This window comes from Paracoccus aurantiacus, assembly GCF_007993065.1.
In the GTDB taxonomy this organism is placed as follows: Bacteria; Pseudomonadota; Alphaproteobacteria; order Rhodobacterales; family Rhodobacteraceae; genus Paracoccus; species Paracoccus aurantiacus.
In genome coordinates this window covers 132,024-153,139 of sequence record NZ_VOPL01000001.1, presented here as the reverse complement: position 1 = coordinate 153,139, position 21,116 = coordinate 132,024, and the positions used below count along the sequence as shown (strand labels likewise).

At 63.5% G+C, this 21,116-nt stretch carries 16 protein-coding genes; 5 read left to right on the top strand and 11 right to left on the bottom strand.

Annotated features, from left to right (window positions below):
- Positions 1 to 46 precede the first annotated feature (46 nt).
- The 5 genes from FQV27_RS00770 (at position 47) to FQV27_RS00750 (ending at position 9,244) form a co-directional block, all read left to right on the top strand.
- Positions 47 to 2,860, top strand: a complete 2,814-nt coding sequence (locus tag FQV27_RS00770; RefSeq protein ID WP_222611648.1) for a xanthine dehydrogenase family protein molybdopterin-binding subunit — start codon at positions 47 to 49, stop codon at positions 2,858 to 2,860.
- On the top strand, positions 2,860 to 3,438 hold the full coding sequence (locus FQV27_RS00765; RefSeq protein ID WP_147095791.1) for a (2Fe-2S)-binding protein: 579 nt from the start codon (positions 2,860 to 2,862) through the stop codon (positions 3,436 to 3,438). The genes FQV27_RS00770 and FQV27_RS00765 overlap by 1 nt, the downstream gene beginning before the upstream one ends.
- Positions 3,435 to 4,730, top strand: a complete 1,296-nt coding sequence (locus FQV27_RS00760; RefSeq protein WP_147095789.1) for a cytochrome c — start codon at positions 3,435 to 3,437, stop codon at positions 4,728 to 4,730. The genes FQV27_RS00765 and FQV27_RS00760 overlap by 4 nt, the downstream gene beginning before the upstream one ends.
- 105 nt (positions 4,731 to 4,835) lie before the next feature.
- Positions 4,836 to 6,107 (top strand): efflux RND transporter periplasmic adaptor subunit, encoded by a 1,272-nt coding sequence (locus FQV27_RS00755; protein ID WP_147095786.1) that lies wholly within the window; start codon positions 4,836 to 4,838, stop codon positions 6,105 to 6,107.
- 2 nt (positions 6,108 to 6,109) lie between these two features.
- Complete coding sequence (locus FQV27_RS00750) at positions 6,110 to 9,244, top strand: multidrug efflux RND transporter permease subunit (RefSeq protein ID WP_147095783.1); 3,135 nt, start codon at positions 6,110 to 6,112, stop codon at positions 9,242 to 9,244.
- Here the strand turns inward: FQV27_RS00750 and FQV27_RS00745 are convergent.
- The 11 genes from FQV27_RS00745 to FQV27_RS00695 all read right to left on the bottom strand — a co-directional run bounded on the left by FQV27_RS00745 (position 9,228) and on the right by FQV27_RS00695 (position 21,067).
- A complete protein-coding gene (locus FQV27_RS00745) occupies positions 9,228 to 10,487 on the bottom strand; it encodes a glycerate kinase type-2 family protein (RefSeq protein WP_147095781.1) in 1,260 nt (419 codons plus the stop codon). The two genes, FQV27_RS00750 and FQV27_RS00745, sit on opposite strands and share 17 nt — an antisense overlap.
- The gene (locus FQV27_RS00740) at positions 10,484 to 11,485 is read right to left on the bottom strand and encodes a LacI family DNA-binding transcriptional regulator (protein WP_147095778.1); all 1,002 of its coding nucleotides are present in this window, start codon (positions 11,483 to 11,485) and stop codon (positions 10,484 to 10,486) included. The genes FQV27_RS00745 and FQV27_RS00740 overlap by 4 nt, the downstream gene beginning before the upstream one ends.
- Positions 11,482 to 12,648: a dihydrodipicolinate synthase family protein gene (locus FQV27_RS00735; RefSeq protein ID WP_147095776.1), complete on the bottom strand. Its 1,167-nt coding sequence runs from the start codon at positions 12,646 to 12,648 to the stop codon at positions 11,482 to 11,484. Before FQV27_RS00735 ends, FQV27_RS00740 begins: the two co-directional genes overlap by 4 nt.
- A 3-nt stretch (positions 12,649 to 12,651) precedes the next feature.
- Positions 12,652 to 12,966, bottom strand: a complete 315-nt coding sequence (locus FQV27_RS00730; protein ID WP_147095774.1) for a Dabb family protein — start codon at positions 12,964 to 12,966, stop codon at positions 12,652 to 12,654.
- Positions 12,963 to 14,555 carry a GMC family oxidoreductase gene (locus tag FQV27_RS00725; RefSeq protein WP_147095772.1) on the bottom strand — a complete coding sequence of 531 codons (1,593 nt, stop codon included), beginning with the start codon at positions 14,553 to 14,555 and terminating at the stop codon, positions 12,963 to 12,965. Before FQV27_RS00725 ends, FQV27_RS00730 begins: the two co-directional genes overlap by 4 nt.
- A gap of 11 nt (positions 14,556 to 14,566) precedes the next feature.
- Positions 14,567 to 15,316 (bottom strand): 3-ketoacyl-ACP reductase, encoded by a 750-nt coding sequence (locus tag FQV27_RS00720; protein WP_147095770.1) that lies wholly within the window; start codon positions 15,314 to 15,316, stop codon positions 14,567 to 14,569.
- On the bottom strand, positions 15,313 to 16,806 hold the full coding sequence (locus tag FQV27_RS00715) for a GMC oxidoreductase (RefSeq protein WP_147095768.1): 1,494 nt from the start codon (positions 16,804 to 16,806) through the stop codon (positions 15,313 to 15,315). The genes FQV27_RS00720 and FQV27_RS00715 overlap by 4 nt, the downstream gene beginning before the upstream one ends.
- Entirely contained in the window at positions 16,806 to 17,924 is a 1,119-nt protein-coding gene (locus FQV27_RS00710; protein ID WP_147095766.1) for an ABC transporter ATP-binding protein, read from the bottom strand. The genes FQV27_RS00715 and FQV27_RS00710 overlap by 1 nt, the downstream gene beginning before the upstream one ends.
- 4 nt (positions 17,925 to 17,928) lie before the next feature.
- Positions 17,929 to 18,810 carry a carbohydrate ABC transporter permease gene (locus tag FQV27_RS00705; RefSeq protein ID WP_147095764.1) on the bottom strand — a complete coding sequence of 294 codons (882 nt, stop codon included), beginning with the start codon at positions 18,808 to 18,810 and terminating at the stop codon, positions 17,929 to 17,931.
- Entirely contained in the window at positions 18,810 to 19,709 is a 900-nt protein-coding gene (locus tag FQV27_RS00700) for a carbohydrate ABC transporter permease (protein WP_147095762.1), read from the bottom strand. The genes FQV27_RS00705 and FQV27_RS00700 overlap by 1 nt, the downstream gene beginning before the upstream one ends.
- 101 nt (positions 19,710 to 19,810) lie before the next feature.
- The gene (locus FQV27_RS00695) at positions 19,811 to 21,067 is read right to left on the bottom strand and encodes an ABC transporter substrate-binding protein (protein WP_147095760.1); all 1,257 of its coding nucleotides are present in this window, start codon (positions 21,065 to 21,067) and stop codon (positions 19,811 to 19,813) included.
- Positions 21,068 to 21,116: the final 49 nt, after the last annotated feature.

Genomic DNA, 21,116 nt, shown 5'->3' with positions numbered 1-21,116 from the left:
CCCGCGTCCGAACATCGCGCCGAACGCAGACAGACAGACAGGCAGCATGATGCGACCCACGGACTTGTCTCGCCGCCAGTTTCTGGCCACAGCCGCAGCACTCGGGGTCATCGCGACCGTCCGCCCCATCGGGCAGGCGCAGGCCGCCATGATGCCCTCTCCCGTGGGGCAGGATGCGGGGTGGTTCGCCGATGGCAAGCTGCGCTACCGGCGCGACGGCATGGCGAAGGTGACGGGATCGAAAGTCTTTGCCGTCGATATGCGCGCGCGTGATCTGGACGGCTGGCCAGACGAGCAATCGCACGCCATGACCATCCATATACCGCGCGCCGACCGGGTCTATGAGGGGCTTGACCTGTCTGTGCTGGAGGCCGACGGCCTGATGCCCGACCTGCTGATCGACGCCGCGCGCGCCGAGGCCGACGGGCTGCACATGCCAGACCCGGATTTCTACGGCGAGTTCTTCCTGAAGCCCGGCACGCTGCCCCCCATGCTGGGTCAGCCTGTCGCCATCGGCATCTGGCACGATTACGAACGCTTCCGCGCCGCGCGCAGCCTGATCCGCTTCAACGAGGGGATCTTCCGTTTCGGGGCCGAGGCGGAACAGCCGGCCCGCGCACCTTATGGCGCGGCACAATATGTTCGCGTCGGCGGCGACGATCCGCGCGGCGAGGACGTGTTTTCGCCGATGAAGGATCTTGTCGTCTGGCCCTCGACCAGTCCGGCCGGGGTCGCATGGCCCGGCCCGGACGATCCGGCCTTCGGTGCCGCAATCGGGCATTCGCAGGCCATTCGTGACGGGATCGAGAATCCGCCCCAGGGCATCACTGTCTTCAAGCGGCACTATTCAAGCCAATCCATCGAGCATTGCACGATGGAGCCAGAGAACGGCAATGGCTGGTATGATGCGGCGACAGGCACATTGCATGTCATCGGTGCCACGCAATCGCCCTATTCTGCGGCAGCCCATATCCTGCATCTCGTTCAGTCGAGCCGGTTTGGCCTGAACAAGCTTGATTTCGTGACTGGCTACACCGTCGGCTATGGCCAGAAGGAACATCAGTCCTTTCCGAATTACGTGGCGCTTGCGGCGCTTTACGGCGACGGGCGCCCCGTGCGTCTGGTTCTGGACCGCTGGCAGCATTTCCAGTTTGCCCTCAAGCGCCACCCGTTCGAAACCGATCTGAGCATCAGCGTCGATGCCGAGGGGCGCTTTCAGGCGTTCATCTGCGACATGATCGGTGATGGCGGTGGCGTCATGAATTTCAGCCCCTCGGTCGGGACGGTGGCGGTGACAGCCGCGCAATCGGTCTATTACTTCCCGAAAAGCGATCTCAAGGCCGAGGTCCATCCGTCGATCGGCGTTACGGCGGGGTCCATGCGGGGATATGGGACGCTGCAATCCATGGCCGCAACGGAAATGCTGGTTGACGAAATCGCGGACGAGATCGGTCGTGACCCCATCGCCTTGCGCCGGCTGAACGTGATCGGCAGCGGCATGAAGAACACCCAGGGCGCGGTGCCATCGGGCCAGATGCGCATCGACGAAATCCTTGCCCTTGCCGAGCAGGAGCCGTTGTGGACGGATCGCGCGTCGCGCAAGGCCGAATACGAGGCCGCGAATCCCGGCATGCTTTACGGGGTCGGCTTCGGTTCAGTGCAGAAGGATTTCGGCACGGGGGCCGAGGCGGCGGTCGTCTCGCTGGAAATCTCGCCCGAAGGACGACTGTCCATGCGCCATGTCGCCAGCGAGATCGGCGCAGGTGCCACGACCGCGCAGATGCTGGTGACAGAGCCGTTTCTGGGACGCCCCGCCGATGAGGTGGAATTTTCGGTCCAGAACTGGCCGCAAATGCCGCTTGAGACCGAGGATCAGCCCTATACCACCTCGCAAGAGGACGAGGACAGGCTGGCGCAGAACCCTCATTGGGTGCCGCGCTTCACCTCTCCGCGTTCCGCATCGAATTCGGCCTATTATTTCACCCACGCGACCCAGCAGGCCGCGCAATTGCTTCTGCGGCTTGGCCTGTGGAAAGCGGCACTGTCGATCTGGGGCGGCGGCCCGGCAGGCGGGCAGATGCTGCCAGAGCCGGTGCGCGTCGAAGACGCGCGCTGGCAGGACGGCATGCTGACAGCCCGCTCGCTGGAACCGCTGAGCCTGGAGCGCCTTGCCGCGCGCGCGCATCGCGACGGGCTTGTCACCGGCGTCTGCGTGCACACCTTCAATAGATGGGCCTGGACCGAGGCCGATTTCGACCTCGACGGCGACCGTTTCAGCGCCGTGATAGACGCGCTGTCCGTCAAATGGGGTGACGGCGCAACGGCTGCGCAGAAATCGCGGATGACCGATGGCGGCTTTGCCTTCATCCCGCGCAGCGCCGTGCGCTATCCCCCGGTTCAGCGCAACAATGCCGGCACGGTGTATTATGCGCCCTGTGCGACGATGGTCGAACTTGCGGTGTCGTCAGGCTCTGGCGAGGTCACGATCCTGTCGCACAAGACCTGGCTTGAATGCGGCACCCAGATTGTCCCCGAACTTGTCTCGGGCCAGTTGGAGGGCGGGGTCGCGATGGGCATCGGCCACGCGCTTTACGAGGAGTTGCCCCCCGGCGCCGACGGTCCGGGCAATGGGACCTGGAACTTCAGTCGCTATCACCTGCCCCGCGCATCGGAGGTCGCGGTGTGGACGCAGCAGGGCCATGTCCTTCCCGCGCTTTCGGATAATGATCCGCCAAAAGGCATGGCCGAAGTGGTGATGATCCCGGTCGCTGCGGCTTGCGCCAATGCCATCGCAGCGGCAACCGGTCATCGCTTCAACCGCTTTCCGATCAGTGCCGATCGCATTCAGGAGGTGCTGTGATGGCGATCCAGAAAATCAGCTTCAGCGCAACGATCAACGGGCAGAAGGTCGGCCCGATGGATCTGCCGGAAGATCTTATGGCGGTTGAGTTGCTGCAGGAATATCTGAACCTGACGGGCACCCGGCTGACCTGCGGGCAAGGCGTTTGCCGGGCCTGCACGATCATTGTCGAGGGCGAGAACGGCCCGAGGACCGTGCCCGCCTGCATCACCGGGATTTCGTGGCTGAACGGACGCTCGATCCGCACCATCGAAGGCATCGCGGGCAAGGACGGCGACGGGAAGCCCGTTCCCTCTGCCGTGCAGCAGGCATTTCTGGAACATTTCGCCTTTCAATGCAGCTATTGCACGCCGGGCTTCGTCAATGCCGGCACCGTGCTGGTCGAGACGCTGGAACGCGCGCCGATCCCTGCGGCGCAGGTCGAGGCGCGCATCCTTGATGCGCTTGACGCGAATATCTGTCGATGCACCGGCTATGTCCGATATTATCAGGCGCTGCGCGACGTGATCCTGAACACCCCCGGTCTCACGACCGATGATGCGCAGGAAACCGCACTCAACACGGCGGAAAAGGCATGATCCGGTTTTTGCGTATTCTGTGCCTGCTGGTTATCCTCGGGCTGGTCGCCGCAGGCCTGCTGATGTGGAAGGGCTGGGGCGCGGGGGATATTCCCGCTGCCACGGTCGATCTTGCCTCGCTTGACGACAGCCAGCGCGCCGATCTGGTGACGCGCGGCGAAGCTGTGGCGCGCGCGGGCGATTGCGCGGCCTGCCATGCCGATCCGGGTGGCGGTTCCGACCTTGCCGGCGGGCTTCCGATGGTAACGCCGATGGGGACGATATACGGCACCAATATCTCGCCTTCCGCGGATCACGGCATCGGCGGGTGGAGCGCGGACGATCTTTATCGCGCGGTCGCATGGGGCGTCGCGCCGGGTGGGCGTAACCTTTATCCCGCCATGCCCTATGTCAGCTATCACGCGATCACCCGCGAGGATTCGGACGCGCTTTATGCCTGGCTGATGGCGCAGCCACCGGTCGAGAAACCGAACCGCGCGAACAGCATGATCCCGCCCTTCAACTTCCGCTTCGGTATCAGCATGTGGAACGCGCTGTTCCGCCCCGATGCAGAACCCTTCCAGCCCGCCGCCGAAGAAGCGCCGCAGGATGCGCGCGGGCGCTATCTGGTCGATGTGCTGGGCCATTGCGGCGAATGCCATACCCCGCGCAACGCGGCCTACGCGATGACCGATGACCACCTTGCTGGCAACGTGATCGAAGGCGCGCTCGCGCCCGATCTGCGAGGCGCGGCGCTGGCGGAACGGGGCTGGACCGAAAGCGATCTTGACCAGTTCTTCCATCGCGGTGTGGCCCCGCAGGGCGTCATGACCTTCCGCATGTTCCCGGTGCTTGCCCATTCCACCAGCCACCTGTCAGACGACGATATTGCCGCGATGTCCGGCTATCTTCTTGCGGGTCAGGACGCGCCGGGTCCGAAGCCGCGCGACCTCGCAGGCAATCCTGACGAAAGCGGGCACCAGCTTTATCTCGGGCTATGCGCAGGGTGTCACGGGACCGACGGTCGCGGCCAGCCGCACAGTTCGGTGCCGCTCGACACCAATACAACGGCGATGTTTGCCGACCCGATCAACCTCATCCGCATCATCGGTCACGGCATCGAGGAGCGGAACCTCGCCCAAGGAGAGCGTATGCAGACCATGCCCGCGTTCGACGATCAACTGAGCGATGCCGAGATGGGTCATCTCGCCACCTATCTGCGCCAGCGTTGGGGCGGCCAGCCCGAGGCGGTTTCGGCAGCAGCAGTCAGCGATGCGCGCGACACCATCCGTCAGGCAGAAGCCGCACATTAACAGCTTTCCGGCAGTGCCGTTGGGGCGGGGCCGGTTTGCATAAATTGTCATGGCTCACATGTTTGCGACTTGCGGGTGATCCATTGTGACGTGACAGTACGCATTATGTTCCCGGATCGAATCCATCGCCTTCGCTGCGCCATTGCCGCGGCTGCACCCGTGGTCGCGGGTGGAGTCCTTCTTGCGCCACATGACGCGCATGCGCAGGGACAGGGCGAACGCGGTCCGCAAGGGCCTTCAGAGGTCGGGGTAATCGCGGTTTCGCGCAGCGCGGTGCCGGTGACGGTCGAACTGCCGGGCCGCGCCGTGGCCTTTCAAATGGCGTCGATCCGCCCCCGCGTCGGTGGTGAGATAACCGCGATCCCCTATGAAGCAGGTGCCGAGGTCAAGGCGGGCGATGTGCTGTTCCGGCTGGAGGATGAGACGCTGGCTGCAGAGCTTGCGGCGGACAATGTGGCGGTCGCCTCTGCCAGGGCCGCCTTGACCGGCGCGCAGGCAACGGTGGACCGCTATCGCAGGCTCAGCGGGTCCGGCGTCAGCAGGGCCGAACTGGAATCGGCCGAGGTGGCGCTCGCCGCTGCCGAAGCCGGGCTTGGCGTCGCCGAGGCGCAGCGCGATCTGTCGCAGCTCGCCCTCAATCGAAGCGATATCGCCAGCCCGATCGACGGCGTAGCCGCCGTCACCCCTTTCAGCGTTGGCGACATTGTAGCGGCGGGCCAGTCCGACCCTTTGACACAGGTCGTGCAGATCGATCCGATCTATGTCGATGTCATGGAATCGCGCGCCCATGTGCTGCGATATCAAAGCCGGATGGCCGATGGCAGCATGGCGCCAACCGCAGCCCCGCCGGTCGCACGGCTGACCCTTGAAACCGGCGAAGTCTATGACGAGCCCGGCCGGCTTCTCAGCCCCGGCACGCAGGTTTCCGCGACCACCAGCACGACCACGGTAAGGCTGCAATTCGCCAACCCGGACCATCTGATCCTGCCCGGCCAGTTCGTTCGGGTGACGATGACCATCGGCCAGATCGATGCCTTTCTTGTTCCGCAGCGCGCAACGCGCCGTAGCGCAGCGGGCCAGTTGACGGCGTTCGTCGCGCGCGACGGAAAGGCTGTCGAGGTTCGTCTGACCGAGGAAGGCACGCATGAAAACGCTTGGATGGTAACATCGGGGTTGCAGAACGACGACGCGCTGATCCTCGACGGACTGAACAACCTGCTTGACGGGGCCGAGGTCACGACGGTGCCGGTGACGATCGACGCGGAGGGTGTCGTCCGCGACGCTGCCGAACCGGAAACTGCCATGCAACCGCCCCCCGAAGGCCGCGTCGAAGCTGACAGCAAGGCGCCGCCATCCGGGGGCAGCGGCGGCGGCTGAGGATGGGGCAGTTCTTCATCCATAGACCCGTTTTCGCCTGGGTGCTGGCAATCGTCACGATGCTTGCCGGGATCTATGGGCTGATCGGGCTGCCCGTTTCGCAATATCCAGATATTGCACCCACCACGATCCGCATCACCGCCAGCTATTCCGGCGCGACGGCAGAGGCGGTGCAGAACTCTGTCACGACGCCTATTGAGGATTCGCTGACCGGGATCGAGGGGCTTCTGTATTTCGAATCCAGTTCCTCGCTGGGTCGGTCGTCGCTGACGCTGACCTTCGATGACAGCGTGTCGCCAACCGATGCCCTGAACGAGGTCCAGTCAAATGTCCGCAGCGTCGAATCGCGCCTGCCTTCGGCGGTGCAGTCCGATGGGGTCAATATCCGGCGCTCGTCCTCGTCGATCCTCATGGTCGGCTCTCTGGTGTCGGTCGACGGGCGGTATTCCACGGTCGAGCTTGGCAATATGCTGGAAGAAGTGGTCGAAGGCCCGGTCAAGCGCGTCCAGGGCGTGGGCGATATCAACGTGTTCGGGTCAGGTTATGCGATGCGCGTCTGGCTCGACCCGTTCCGGCTGGCGCAATACGGGCTGTTGCCGACCGATATCACCGCAGCGGTCGCGGCGCAGAATTCGACCGTATCGGTCGGCTCTCTGGGGTCGCAGCCGGTCCTGCCGGGGCAGCAGTTCACCTCGACCATCACGGCACAAAGCCAGCTGGGCAGCGTCGAGGAGTTCAGCCGCATCCTTCTGAAAACCGATGAGGAAGGCGCGGCCGTCTGGCTGAGCGATGTGGCCGATATCGCAATCGGGCAAGAGCGCTACGGCTCGGACAGCCGCTTCAACGGGATGAACGCGGCCGGTTTCGGGGTCAATCTTGAAACCGGGGCAAATGCGGTCGAAACCGCGCGCGGCGTGCGCGAGGTTCTGGCGCAGTTGAACAACGCCCTGCCCGACGGTGTTGACCTTCGTGTCGCCTACGACACCTCACCTTTTGTCGAACTGTCGATCGAGAAGGTTTATCACACGCTGATCGAGGCAATCGTGCTTGTCGTCGCGGTGATCCTGATCTTCCTGCAAAGCTGGCGCGCGACCTTCATTCCCGTGATCGTCGTGCCGGTCGTGATCCTTGGGACATTCGCGGTTCTTTCCGCGCTCGGCTATTCGGTGAACACGTTGACGATGTTCGCGATGGTGCTGGCAATCGGGCTGCTGGTCGATGACGCCATCGTCGTTGTCGAGAATGTCGAGCGTGTCATGCGCGAGGACGGTGTCGGACCCGTCGAGGCGACGGAGCGCAGCATGCGCCAGATCTCGGGCGCGCTGATCGGCATTGCGGCGGTGCTGTCTGCGGTGTTCCTGCCAATGGCCTTCATGGCCGGATCGACCGGCGTCGTCTATCGGCAGTTCTCGGTCACGATCATCACTGCAATGGCCCTGTCGCTTGCTGCGGCGCTGATCCTGACACCCTCGCAAACCGCGACCATCCTGCGCCCCCATCACGGCGAGGCACGCTTTGCCCCCGCGCGATGGTTCAACCGCAGCTTCGAAAGCCTTGCCGCTGGCTATGCCCGGCTGATCGCCCGCTTTGTCAGGCATTCATTCCTGTCGATCCTGCTGCTGATCGTAATTTCCGCCGGTGTCTGGCACCTGTTCAGCCGCATGAACTCCACATTTCTGCCGACCGAAGATCAGGGCGTTCTGATGGCGCAGATCAGCCTGTCGGAAGGGTCCACCATCCAGCAGACCCGCGCCGTTGTCGAAGACATCGAAGCCTATCTGCTGACCGAGGAAACGGCCGTCGACTCGGTTTTCGGGGCACTGGGCTGGGGGTTTTCGGGCAGCAGCCAAAGCCGCGCCATGCTGTTCGTGAAGCTGAAGGATTTCGGGCTGCGCGACACGCCCGAGCAATCCGCCAGTGCCGTCGCCGACCGCGCCAATGCGCGCTTCGGGAACAACCGCGCGGGACGGATCAGATTTAACCAGCCGCCGCCGATTCAGGGCCTTGGCAATCAGGCGGGCTTCGAGATGTTCCTGATCGACCAGACCGGACAGGGCATTGACGGGTTGCGTAACGCATCCGCTGCGCTGGAGGCAGAGGGCGAGGCGAATGCATTCGTGATCAATCTTGAAGGTCGCGGCGACGAAGATGACGCAGCGCTTCGTCTGGATATCGACGCGCAGCGTGCCGAGACGCTGGGGCTGAACCTGAACGAGGTGAACGGCATGCTCTCGGTCATCTTCTCGGGGCGCGAAGTCAACGATTTCGCGATGGGCGCGACCCTGCGCCCGGTGATCGTGCAGGGTGACGCAAGGTATCGCATGCAACCCGAGGATCTGGAGGCGTGGTATGCACGCAATTCGTCGGGCGAAATGGTGCCGTTCAGCGCCTTCACCTCGTATCGCTGGGTACCCGTCGCACCGCGCCTGCAGCGCTTCGAAGGCACTGACGCGATCTCCATGTCGGGTGCTTCCGCCGGCGGTGCCAGCAGCGGACAGGCAATGGACGCGATGGAGGAAATGGTCAGCGAACTGCCCGGCGGTTTCGGTGTCGCGTGGACAGGACTGTCCTATCAGGAGCGCCAGTCAGGCAATCAGGCGCCCTACCTTTATGCGCTTTCCGCGCTTGTCGTGTTTCTGGCGCTGGCAGCAATCTACGAAAGCTGGACCGTGCCGATGGCGGTCATCCTTGCGGTGCCGGTCGGCGTTCTTGGCGCCGTCACGGCGGCGCTGATTTTCGGGCAATCGAATGACGTCTATTTCAAGGTCGGCATCCTGACGACAATCGGCCTTGCGGCGAAGAACGCCATTCTGATCGTCGAATTTGCCCGCGTGCTGGAACTGGAAGGGCGCAGCACCGTTGCCGCCGCGGTCGAGGCCGCAAGGCTGCGGTTGCGCCCGATCCTGATGACATCCTTTGCCTTCATTCTTGGCGTGGTTCCGCTTGCACGCGCAGGCGGTGCGGGGGCTGCGGCGCAGAACTCCATCGGGATCGGCGTCATGGGTGGCATGATCGCGGCAACCTTTATCGGCATCTTTCTGGTGCCGAGCTTCTATGTCGCGATCCGCAGTCTGTCAGGGCCGCTGCGCCCCTCGCAGTCGAAAAGCCGCGCGGCAGAGCCTATGCCCGGCGAATAAGGATGGCGCGGAAATCGTTCACATTCGTCAGCGTCGGGCCGGGTACGACCTGATCGCCAAGCGCTGCGAAAAAGCTGTGCGCGTCGTTGCGGCGCAGTGCCTCGGCCGGATCGACACCGGCCGCTTTCGCGCGCGCCAGCGTGTCCGGGCTGATAACCGCGCCTGCGACCTCTGCCGCGCCATCTACGCCATCGGTATCGCAGGCAATCGCGTAAATTCCCGTCGCACCGTTCAAAGCGACGGCAAGTGCCAGCGCGTATTCCGCATTCGGGCCGCCTACCCCGTCGCCACGCCGCGTCACCGTCAACTCGCCGCCCGAAAGCAGGATCACCGGCGCGTCATATTCGGCGAGATCGGCCTGCATCATCAGCGCCAATGCGGCATGTTCCGCCGCGACATCGCGCGCTTCACCGTCCAGATCGTCGCCGAGGATGATATTCGCGAACCCGCCCTCTCGCGCCATGTCGGCTGCCGCGGCAAGCGACTGCGCAGGCGCGGCGACTACACGATTTTCAACGCGCTCCAGCCGGGCGTCGCCAGGTGGGATAACACCGGTCGGTCGCGAAAGTGCCGCCCTGGCACTGGCGGGCAGTTCGATCCCCCAACGCTCGACAATCGCCAGCGCATCGGCCGTGGTCGACGCATCGCCGACCGTCGGACCCGAGCCGATCATCGCCGGATCGTCGCCCGGCACGTCCGAGATCATTAGCGCCATCACCCTCGCCGGCGCGGCAGCCGCCGCCAGTTGTCCGCCCTTAACCCGGCTCAGATGCTTGCGTAGCACGTTCATCTGCCCGATGGGCGCGCCAGATGCCAGCAGCGCCGCGTTCACCGCCTGCTTTTCGGTCAGTGTCATGTCGCCTGCGGGGGCAGATAGCAGCGCCGATGCCCCGCCCGAAATCAGCATGAGGACCAGATCACCCTCCGCAAGTCCGCCCAACAGATCCAGCATTCGCCGCGTCGCATCGACGCCGGCTTGATCGGGAACGGGATGCGCGGCCTCGACGATCTCTATCCCCTGGGTCGGGCGGCCATAGCCGTAGCGCGTTATGACCAGCCCGTCACACCGGCCCCATTCGGCCTCGACCGCTTCGGCCATGCGGGCGGATGCCTTGCCCGCACCGACGACGACCAGCCTGCCCTTCGGCTTTTCCGGCAGGTTCTTTGCAATGAAGCGCATCGGATCGGCGGTTTCGACCGCTCGGTCGAACAGGCGGCGCAGAAAGGCGGTATCGTCCATCATTCCATCCCAAGGCTGGACGCGCGTGCGATCAGGTTGACCGGCGCGCGAATTTCGGCGTCAGGCGCCGCGCCGCCATCCAGCCAGCGCAGCAATCGCCCCGCCGTATCATCCCCAAATCCGGCAATATCGCAACTGACCGAGGACAGCGCCGGCCACACCTCTTCGCATTCGGCGATCCCGTCAAAACCTACCAGCCGGATGTCGCGGCCCGGCATGCGGCCGTGTCGGGCCAGCCCGTTCATCAGCCCGAGCGCGACAAGATCGTTGAAGCACAGAACTGCGTCGATCCCATCGGGAAGCGTCTCGGCCGCCGCGCGCCCCTCGTGTCGCGTGATCGGGCCGTGGAATACACATGGTTGCAGCCCCGCTGCCCTCATTTCGGCCAGATAGCCAGAGGCGCGTTCGACAGTGATCGGGCGATCCGGGCGGCCACCCAGAAATGCGATCCGCCGCGCGCCCGTTTCCAGCAGATGCCGTGTCGCCGCCGCGCCGCCGGCCGCGTAATCGAAGGATGCGAAGGGCAGCTTGCCCTCGCTGCCCTCGATCCGGCGCAGCACCTGCATGGCCGGAATTCCGGCCGCCGCAATCTGGTGCAGGATCGGACCGGGATCGCCGAAGCTGGGCGAGATCACAAGCCCGGCCACCCCGTGTTCGATCATCGAGCGCACAAGCTGCGCCTGACGCGCCGGGTCCTCATCCGAATTGCCGATGACCGTTGCATAGCCCCGTTCCGCCAGCCGCATCTGCATGGTCGCGGCCAGTTCAGTAAAGAAAGGGTTGCGCAGATCGTTGATGACCAGCCCGATCAGCCCCGTCTGTGCGGACCGCAGATTTGCCGCCGCACGGTTATAGACATAGCCGACCTTTGACATGGCATCACGGACCGCAAGGGCGGTTTCCTCGCGCACCAGATCGCTTTCCTGAAGCACTAGCGAAACGGTCGATTTCGACACGCCCGCCGCCTTTGCGACGTCCAGAATTGTCGGGCGTCGGGTCATCCGTCGACGCCGTAGATCGCCAGAAGCTGGCGCATCCGCGCTTCGGCCATATCGGGTTTGGACAGCAGGCCAGCGTCTGCGGCCAGCCGGTAGACCTCGGCATAATGCGTGATGGATCGCGTGGACTGGAAGCCCGCGGGCATGATGAAGGCGGGCTGCATCCCGTTCAGCCAGGACAGGAAGGCGATCCCCGCCTTATAGAACTGCGTCGGCGCGCGGAAGATTTCGCGCGACAGCGGGATCGTGGGGTTCATCAGCGCGTCATAAGTGGCGCGATCGCCCGCCGCCAGTGCCTCCAGCGCCTGTGCGGCGGCGGGGGCGATGGCTGTGAAGGCCCCCAGAAGCGCGTGGGAATGGTGCGCGCCGTCTCCCGCGATCAGCGCCGCATAGTTGAAGTCGTCGCCGGTATAAAGCTTCACCCCATCCGGCAGGCGGGCGCGGAAATCCTCCTCATGCGCCTGATCCAGAAGCGAAATTTTGATGCCGTCCACTTTGTCCTTATGCGCCGCGATCAGGTCCAGCACGGCATCCGAGGCGGCAGCGATATCGGTATGCCCCCAATAGCCTTTCAGGGCCGGATCGAACATATCGCCAAGCCAGTGCAGCACGACCGGGTCCTTCGCCTGCGTCAGCAGCCGGTCATAGACGCGGCGGTAATCGGCAGGCGAGGCGTTTACCGCCGGAAGCGCCCGCGTGGCCATCAGGATCAACTGGCCACCTTCCGCTTCAATCGCCTCCATCTGATGCTCATAAGCGGCAATAATGCTGTTAAGATCCGGCAGTTCTGCCAGCACCTTGTGATCGGTCCCGGCCCCGCAGGCCACGCGCGGCTTCAGCGGATGGGCCTTGGCTTCCTTCATCGTCCGCGCGATCAATTCCCGCGCGGTGGCCCAATCGACGCCCATCCCACGCTGCGCGGTATCCATCGCCTCGGCCAGTCCCAGTCCCTGATCCCACAGGCTGCGGCGAAAGTTCAGCGTCGATTCCCAGTCCACGGCAGGGCGGTCAGTCCAGGGGTTCCGCTCGGTCAGCGGGTCGCTGACAACATGGGCGGCGGCAAAGGCGGTTCGCGTCCATTCGCGCTGCGGGGCACGCGGAACCAGCGGCTCGCGAGTGATGCCGAAGGGGGCAAGCGTGCCGTCATAGGTGGGCAGGTTCAGCATGGTTCAATCCTTCACAGCAAGATCGAAAACAAGGATTCCGTCCAGCCCGCCCACCGCATTCGCGATCAGCGCGTCGCCGACGCGGCGATGGTCTGGATGGGCCTGATAGGCGGCAAGGGCGTCCCAATCGGTGAAATCGGCGACGAAGCCGTGCTGGAAGCCGCGCTCGATCTGTTCGGGGCTTTCGCTGCGGCCCGAGGTGATCGACAGCACCCCCGGCAACACGTCGCGGATGCTGTGCAGATCGGCGAAGATCTCAGCGATGCGGGTTTCCGGCACATCATCGCGGAAGCGGATCAGGACGATATGGCGGATCATCTTGCGTCCTCCTTGATCATATCGGCGGCTTTTTCGGCGATCATGATGGTCGGCGCGTTGGTGTTCGACGACACCAGTCGCGGCATGATCGAGGCATCGACGACGCGCAGCCCCTCGATCCCATTGAAGCGCAGCCTTGTGTCCACGACCGCCGCCGCATCGCTGCCCATCCGGCAAGTGCCAGCGGGGTGGTGGTCGGTCTTGGCATTGGCGCAGGCATGTTCGAAATACTCCTGATCGGTGCGGACCTCTGGCCCCGGCAGCACCTCTCGCATCACGAAGGGTTTCAGCGCGTCCTGCCGCATGATCTCCTGCGCAAGCTTCAGCCCCGTGATCGACATTTCGCGGTCATGCGGATCGGCCCAATAGTTCGGGTCGATCAGCGGCGCGGCCTTCGGGTCATTGCTGGCGAGCCTTACAGTGCCGCGCGAACGTGGCCGCAGGTAGGCCGAGTTCAGCGTGACGCCGCCATTCGGCATCGCGGCCACACCCGCCTCGATCCCGGAACCGAGGCCCAGATGGAACTGGATATCAGGCGAACGCGCGCCCTCCTCGGCATACCAGAAGCCGCCTGTTTCAAACAGGCTGGATGCAACCGGTCCCTTTCGCGTCATAAGGTATTGCAGCCCGGCAATCAGCGAATAATGCGGCTTGGCATAGCGGTCATAGGTATGCGGGCCGGTGCATTCGGCGATCACGAACAGGTCCAGATGATCCTGCAGATCAGACCCGACGCCGGGCTGGTCCAGCACCACATCGACGCCGACGCTGCGCAGGTGATCGGCTGGCCCGATCCCCGAAAGCTGCAACAGACGCGGCGAGCCGATGGCACCCGACGACAGAATCACCTCAGCATCCGCATCGATCCGCTTTTCGCCGCTGCCATCTGCCACGCGGATACCCGTGGCGCGACCGTTTTCAACCACGATCCCCAGCACCTGCGCGCCCGACATCACCGTCAGGTTCGCACGGCTTCGCGCCGGGTCGAGAAACGCGACCGAGGTCGAGGACCGCCGCGCATGTTTCTGGGTCAGCTGATAATAGCCCAGCCCCTCCTGTTCCTCGCCGGTCATGTCGTGATTGGTTGGGATGCCAAGCTCTCGCCCGGCCTTGAAATATGCCTCGCAGATCGGCAGGGGCGCGGCAGGTTTCGACACGCCCAAGGGGCCGCCCTGCCCGTGGTAACGGTTGTTATGGGTGTCGTTATCCTCGGATTTGCGGAAATAGGGCAGCACGTCTTCGTAGGACCAGCCGTCGCAGCCAATCTGCCGCCATTCGTCGTAATCCAGCGCATTTCCGCGCGTATAGATCTGCGCATTGATGCTGGACCCGCCGCCCAGAACCCGCGCCTGCGTGAAGCGGACGACGCGATCCATCATGTGCTTCTGGGGAACCGTCTCCCACCCCCAGCTGCCGATGCCCTTGGTCATTTTCGCAAAGCCAGCAGGCATGGCGTAGAACGGGTGACGCGGGCGCCCGCCGGCCTCGACCAGCAGAACGCGGGCATCGGAGTTTTCGGACAGGCGGTTCGCCAGCACGCAACCCGCGCTGCCGCCGCCGATGATGATGTAATCGTAACCTTCGGCCATCGGGGCCTCCTTCACAGTCGCGGGATGGACAGACCGCCATCCACGGAAATCACGCTGCCGGTCGAGAATGCCATCTCGCCGCGCACCAGCGGCAGGACCGCGCGGCCAATGTCGGCGGGCTGTCCCCATCGCGCGGCGGGGACCAGACCGCCGTCGATCAATGCGTCATATCTGGCGGAAACGCCCGCAGTCATGGGGGTGGCGATGATGCCGGGGCGCAGTTCGAACACGCCGATGCCGTCCGCCGCGAGCCTTGCTGCGAAAAGCTTCGTCATGATAGATGCTGCGGCCTTCGACATGCAGTATTCGGCGCGTTCGGGTGACACCATCTCGGCGCTGACCGAGGTGACGAAGATCATGCTGCGATAAGGCTCTGCGCCCTGCCCCAGCATCCGGCGCGCGACCTGTTGCGCCAGAAAGAAGTTGCCGCGCAGGTTGATGTTCATGGTCCAGTCGAAATTCTCGGGGAGCATGTCGAGCATGTCGCCCCTGATCCGCGCAGGCACCCCCGCATTGCAGATCAGTGAGGTGACGGGGCCGAGATCGCGTTCGACTGAATCCAGCAGCGCCGGCACCGCATCGATCTGCGAAAGATCATGCTGGTAATAGCGCGCTTCGGGGCCGAGTTTCTGCATTGCATCCGCAACCGCATCCGGCGCCTGTTCCGCCGCAATCGCCAGTCGCCACCCTGCCGCTTTCAGCGCCTGCGCGATGCCAAGCCCGATGCCCTGCTGGCCCCCGGTGATGAGTGCGACACTCATGCCCAGTCCTTTCCGCGAATATGGTCCGCCGCCCGCAGAGACAACGCCGCGATGGTCAGCGCCGGGTTCACGGCGGCAGAGGTCGGAAGCACGCTCGCATCGGTGATGAACAGGTTCGGATGGTCGTGGCTGCGATTGCGGATGTCGGTGACGCTGGCGGCGGGATCGCGCCCCATCTTTGCAGTGCCGCACTGATGCGACGGCGTGCGCCGGTCGAAGGGTTTCGACAGCACGATGGGATAGCCCGCGCGGCGCAGTTCCTTTTTCAGACGTGCCACAAGCGCCTCATGCGCGGCCCAGTTCGACCGTTTCCAGTCCAACACGATCTGATCGCCCTTCAGGCTGACGCGGCTTTCGGGGTCGGGCAGGTCCTCGGACATGGCGTAAAGATCCAGCGCGCGGGACGAAATCGCATTCGCGACCGGCAGCGGCAGTCCCGACCCCGCTTTCAGGATCGGCCCCGTCACCCGGCCCAGCATCTGGATGTTACCAAGCGGTTCGCCATCCGGCCCGCCGGTTTCATAAAAATCATTCATCATCAGCGTCTTCTGATAGATGGTCCTGTTCCGTCGGAAGGGGTGGATCGCAAGCACCGCCGAACAATTGTGGTTCATGAAGTTCCGGCCCAACTGATCGGAGCCATTCGCCAGCCCGTTCGGATGCGCCTCATCCGGCGAGCGCAGCAGCAGCGCGGCAGAGTTCACCGCCCCCGTCGCAAGCGCAAACAGCGGTGCCTCCAGACGCCGCGCGCCCTTTGGGCCGACGACATGAACCGCCACGATCCGCCCATCCGGCCCGCATTCCAGCCGCGTGGCTCGCGTCCCGGTCAGCAAGGTCACATTCGGATGCCGCAAAGCCTCGGCAATGCCCACGGTCTCCGCGTCCATCTTGCCGCCGACCGTGTTCGGATAACCATCCCACCCAATTTTGGCACGTTCCAACCAACGGTCGAGATCCACTCCCAGCGGCAGATATGAGGGGTTGAGGCCAATTCCCTTCAGGCGGCGGCGCAGATCGGCAACCTCCGGTTCGTCGGGAACGGGTGGGAAAGGGTAGTTGCCGGAATGCGCAGGCTCGCTCGGGTCGTCACCAAGCTGACCGCGGACCTGATACATCTCCTCGGCGGCCTGATACCAGGGCTCGATCTCGGCATAAGAAATCGGCCAGCCGGGTGTCGTGCCGCCCATGTGGCGGATCGGGCTGAAATCGCTTTCCCGGTAACGCAGCAGCACCGCGCCGTAGAATTTCGAATTGCCGCCAACATAGTAGAAATTTCCGGGACTGAAGGGCTGACCCTGCCCGTCGAGCCAAGTCTCCCTCGGCCGGAACACGCCCCGCCCGTGGATGGCGTAACCGTCCACGGCGTCGGGGCTGTCCTGCATCCGCTCGCCCGTCTCGACAATCAGGATGCGTTTGCCGGACGGGGCAAGGGCTGCGGCGAGTGTCGCGCCCCCCATGCCCGATCCGATAATGATCAGATCCGCGTCCATCAGTCCACGATCCGGTCTTCGGTTTCGGGATCGAACACTACGGCCTTGTCCATGTTCACCACGAAATCGAAGGGCTGCCCGGCATGAACGTCCACGTCCGCGCGCATCCGCGCGATGCAGGCCTTGCCCGAAAGCGAGGTCTCGACAAAGGTGTCGGATCCGGCGGGCTCTGTCACATGCACCATGTTGCGCAGGGCCTGTGTGTTTTTCGCGTTGCGGTCCACGCCATCGGCATCGGTGATTGCCTCGGGCCGGATGCCAAGGATCACCGGCTTGCCCAGATAGCTGCGCAGGTTCGGCCCGTTCTGCGACAGGTTCAGCATGATCTGCTGGCCCTCCGCCCCGGTCAGTTCCGCCGCCAGACCGCCATTCGCCTCGCGCAAGGTCGCGGGCAACAGGTTCATCGAGGGGCTGCCCATGAAACTCGCCACGAACATGTTCGCGGGCGTGTCATAAACCTCTTTCGGGGTGCCGAGTTGCTGGACATAGCCCTTGTTCATCACCGCGATGCGGGTCGAGAGCGTCAGCGCCTCGATCTGGTCATGGGTGACATAGACAATGGTGCTTTTCAGGCGCTGATGCAGCTTCTTGATCTCGGTCCGCATGTCCACGCGCAGCTTCGCGTCAAGGTTCGAAAGCGGCTCGTCAAACAGGAACACGTCGGGATCGCGCACCAGCGCGCGGCCCATCGCGACGCGCTGACGCTGACCGCCCGAAAGCTGCCCCGGCTTTCGCGCCAGAAGCTGTTCGATCTGAAGAAGCTTCGCGACCTCGGCCAGTTTCTGTTCGCGCTCGGGCTTGGGGATGCCGTGCATCTCCATCCCGAAGGTGATGTTCTGGCCGACCGTCATGTTCGGGTAAAGCGCATAGCTTTGGAACACCATCGCGATGTTGCGCTTGGACGGGTGGACGTCGTTGACGACCCGGTCCTTGATCGAGATCGTGCCACCGGTGATATTTTCCAGTCCCGCGATCATGTTCAGAAGCGTAGATTTCCCGCAGCCCGAAGGGCCGACGAGAACCAGAAACTCGCCCTCTTCCACGCCGATATCGACGCGGTGAAGCACTTCGACATTGCCGTAGGATTTGGTGACGTTATCGATGTCGAGAAATGGCATCGCGTTATCCTTTCACAGAGCCGGCCATGAGACCGCGCACGAAATAGCGGCCGGCAACGATATAGACGAGCAGCGTCGGCAGGGCGGCAAGGATCGCCGCGGCGAAGTGGACGTTATATTCACGCACCCCGGTCGATGACTGCACAAGGTTGTTCAGCGCCACTGTTACCGGCTGGGCATCCAGCCCGCCGAAGGACACGCCGAACAGGAAGTCGTTCCAGATATTGGTGAACTGCCAGATGATGCAGACCACGGCGATCGGCCCGGAAACGGGCAGCATGATGCGCCAGAAGATGCGGAAGAACCCAGCCCCGTCCATCATCGCCGCGCGCACAAGCTCGGTCGGGAAGGCGGCGTAATAGTTACGGAAATACAGCGTGCCGAAGCCGATGCCATAGACGACGTGAACGAGGATCAGCCCGGTCAGCGAACCTGCCAGCCCGATTTTGCCCAGCACCATCGCCATCGGGATCAGGACGATCTGGAACGGGATGAAGCAGGAAAACAGCAGCAGCCCGAAGATCAGGTTATCACCCCGGAACCGCCATTTCGTCAGGATATAGCCGTTCAGCGCCCCAAGGATGGTCGAGATCGCGACAGCAGGCACGACCATCAGGATCGAGTTCATGAAATAGGGCTTCAGGCCCGTTGCCTCGACCCCGATCTGGGCCGTGGACCATGCCGATTTCCACGGCTCGATTGTCGGATCGGTCGGCAGCGCCATCATGTTTCCGCCGGTGATTTCGGGCAGCGGCTTGATCGAGTTGATCAGCATGATGAAGAAGGGCAGCAGATAGAACAGCGCGAAGAAGATCAGCACCACGTAGATGAAGGTGCGGGTGACGCGGCCGGTGCGGATGGCCTGGTCCTGTGCTCCACCGGACATCAGCGGCTCTCCTTCACTTCGGCGTAGATATAGGGGACCATGACGGCCGCCACGCCCATCAGCATGATGACGGCGGATGCGGCACCGACCCCCATCTGATTGCGGGTGAAGGTATAGGAATACATGAAGGTCGCAGGCAGTTCGGTCGCGCGTCCCGGCCCGCCGCCTGTCAGCGCGATAACAAGGTCATAGGACTTGATCGCGAGATGCGCGAGGATCACGAAGGCCGACAGGAAAGCGGGCCTGAGCAGAGGTATCACGATGCGGCGATACAGGTTCCAGTTCGACGCGCCGTCGATCTGGGCAGCCTTCAGCATCTCGTTGTCTATTCCGCGCAGGCCGGCGAGGAACATCGCCATGACAAAGCCGGACGATTGCCAGACCGCCGCGATCACCAGCGTATAGATGGCATAATTGCGGTCCTTGATCCAACCGAACTTGAAGCTTTCCCAGCCCCACAGATGCATGGTGTTTTCCAGCCCGATACCAGGGTCCAGCAGCCATTTCCACGCCGTCCCGGTCACGATGAAGGACAGCGCCATGGGGTAAAGATAGATCGGGCGCAGCACACCCTCGCCCCGGATTTTCTGATCCAGAAAGATCGCCAGCAACAGCCCGATGGCAATGCAGATGACGATATACAGGCTGGCAAATATCGCGAGGTTGATCAGCGCCGTGGTCCATGCCGACAGGCCGAACAGGCGGGTATAGTTTTCCAGCCCGATTATCTCGTTGCTGGGCAGCATCTTGCTGTTCGTGAAGGACAGGTAGATCGTATAGATGATAAAGCCATAGACAAAGACCATCATCGCCGCCAGCGAGGGCGAAAGAACCAGCTTCGGCAACCAGTTCTGCAATGTGGTGCGCATGTCCTGTGGCGCGCGGTCGGACCGGGCCATGTCGTGTCTCTCTCCCCCCATGTATCTCGGATCGCGCGGGGGCATTGCCGCGCGGTGTGGCGGCGCCCCTTTCCGGGACGCCGCCGCGTTTCATGACGCGTTTATTGTGCGCCTTCCACGGCGTTCAGCAGTTCTTCCGCTGCCGTGGCGCTGTCATATTCGCCGTTGAAATGCGCGGTGATGACATCATACATCGCGTTTTTCACCGCAGCCGGGTTGGCATGGCCGTGGCCCATCGAACCAAGAAGCGTGCCTGCCTCGGACGCGGCCTTGAGGTCCTTCATGGCCTGCTTGCCGCAATCGTCGAAGCCTTCGTCCGACACGTCGGTCCGCGCGGGAACCGAGCCCTTTACGATGTTGAAGGCAGACTGAAATTCAGGCGATTCCGCGGCCTTGGCCATTTCGATCTGGGCGGCTTTGGCGGCGTCATCGTTCTGCTTGAACATCACGAATTCGTCGCTGTTGAAGGTCACGACGCCCTCGGTGCCCGGCACGCGGAAGCACAGGAAGTCGGTTCCCGGAACCTTGTCGGCGCGTAGGAATTCACCCTTGGCCCAGTCACCCATGATCTGGAAGGCAGCCTCGCCGTTGATGACCATGGCCGAGGCGAGGTTCCAGTCACGCCCCGAGAAGTTGTCGTCCACGAAGCCGCGCAGCTGTTCCATCTTGTCGAAAGCCGCGACCATTTCGGGCGAATTCAGCGCCTCTGGGTCAAGGTCGATCATCGACTTCTGATAGAATTCCGGGCCGCCGGATGCCAGCACGGCGCTGTCGAAGATGGTCGCTTCCTGCCAGGGCTGACCGCCATGCGCCAGCGCGACCTTGCCCGAATCCTTGACCTTCTGCAGGGCCGCGATGAATTCGTCCCAGGTGGTCGGCTGGGCGATACCAAGCTCGTCCAGGACGGCCTTGTTGGCCCAGACCCAGTTGGTCGAATGGACGTTGACGGGCGCGGCAATCCAGGTGCCGTTTGGCTTGGCGAATTTCTGGATCGCGGCCGGGATCACGGCGTCCCAGTTCTCGGCCGTGGCAGCCTCGCTGAGGTCGGCCAGAACGTCGCCCTGATTAGCCCAGTCGAGGATGTCGAAGCCCAGCATCTGCACGGCGGTCGGCGGATCGCCGGCCGTTACGCGGGCACGCAGCGCGGTCATCGCGGCTTCGCCGCCGCCGCCTGCAACGGGCATGTCCCGCCAGCCGATATCCTTGCTGGCCAGATCTTCCTTCAGCACGTTCAGCGCCGCAGCCTCACCGCCGGCGGTCCACCAGTGCAGGACTTCGACGTCCTCGGCCATGGCGACACTTGCCGTCAGACCCAGCGCCATTGCTGCAGTGGTAGCCAGTTTCAGTTTCAAACGCATGGTTTTCCTCCCCTATTGCGTTATGCCTTTATCGCTAACAGTTTGCCCG

Bases quoted from the DNA above. Each gene is read 5' to 3' on its own strand.
- FQV27_RS00770 (WP_222611648.1), top strand. From the start codon at position 47: ATGATGCGACCCACGGACTTGTCTCGCCGCCAGTTTCTGGCCACAGCC.
- FQV27_RS00765 (WP_147095791.1), top strand. From the start codon at position 2,860: ATGGCGATCCAGAAAATCAGCTTCAGCGCAACGATCAACGGGCAGAAG.
- FQV27_RS00760 (WP_147095789.1), top strand. From the start codon at position 3,435: ATGATCCGGTTTTTGCGTATTCTGTGCCTGCTGGTTATCCTCGGGCTG.
- FQV27_RS00755 (WP_147095786.1), top strand. From the start codon at position 4,836: ATGTTCCCGGATCGAATCCATCGCCTTCGCTGCGCCATTGCCGCGGCT.
- FQV27_RS00750 (WP_147095783.1), top strand. From the start codon at position 6,110: ATGGGGCAGTTCTTCATCCATAGACCCGTTTTCGCCTGGGTGCTGGCA.
- FQV27_RS00745 (WP_147095781.1), bottom strand. From the start codon at position 10,487: ATGATGGACGATACCGCCTTTCTGCGCCGCCTGTTCGACCGAGCGGTC.
- FQV27_RS00740 (WP_147095778.1), bottom strand. From the start codon at position 11,485: ATGACCCGACGCCCGACAATTCTGGACGTCGCAAAGGCGGCGGGCGTG.
- FQV27_RS00735 (WP_147095776.1), bottom strand. From the start codon at position 12,648: ATGCTGAACCTGCCCACCTATGACGGCACGCTTGCCCCCTTCGGCATC.
- FQV27_RS00730 (WP_147095774.1), bottom strand. From the start codon at position 12,966: ATGATCCGCCATATCGTCCTGATCCGCTTCCGCGATGATGTGCCGGAA.
- FQV27_RS00725 (WP_147095772.1), bottom strand. From the start codon at position 14,555: ATGGCCGAAGGTTACGATTACATCATCATCGGCGGCGGCAGCGCGGGT.
- FQV27_RS00720 (WP_147095770.1), bottom strand. From the start codon at position 15,316: ATGAGTGTCGCACTCATCACCGGGGGCCAGCAGGGCATCGGGCTTGGC.
- FQV27_RS00715 (WP_147095768.1), bottom strand. From the start codon at position 16,806: ATGGACGCGGATCTGATCATTATCGGATCGGGCATGGGGGGCGCGACA.
- FQV27_RS00710 (WP_147095766.1), bottom strand. From the start codon at position 17,924: ATGCCATTTCTCGACATCGATAACGTCACCAAATCCTACGGCAATGTC.
- FQV27_RS00705 (WP_147095764.1), bottom strand. From the start codon at position 18,810: ATGTCCGGTGGAGCACAGGACCAGGCCATCCGCACCGGCCGCGTCACC.
- FQV27_RS00700 (WP_147095762.1), bottom strand. From the start codon at position 19,709: ATGGCCCGGTCCGACCGCGCGCCACAGGACATGCGCACCACATTGCAG.
- FQV27_RS00695 (WP_147095760.1), bottom strand. From the start codon at position 21,067: ATGCGTTTGAAACTGAAACTGGCTACCACTGCAGCAATGGCGCTGGGT.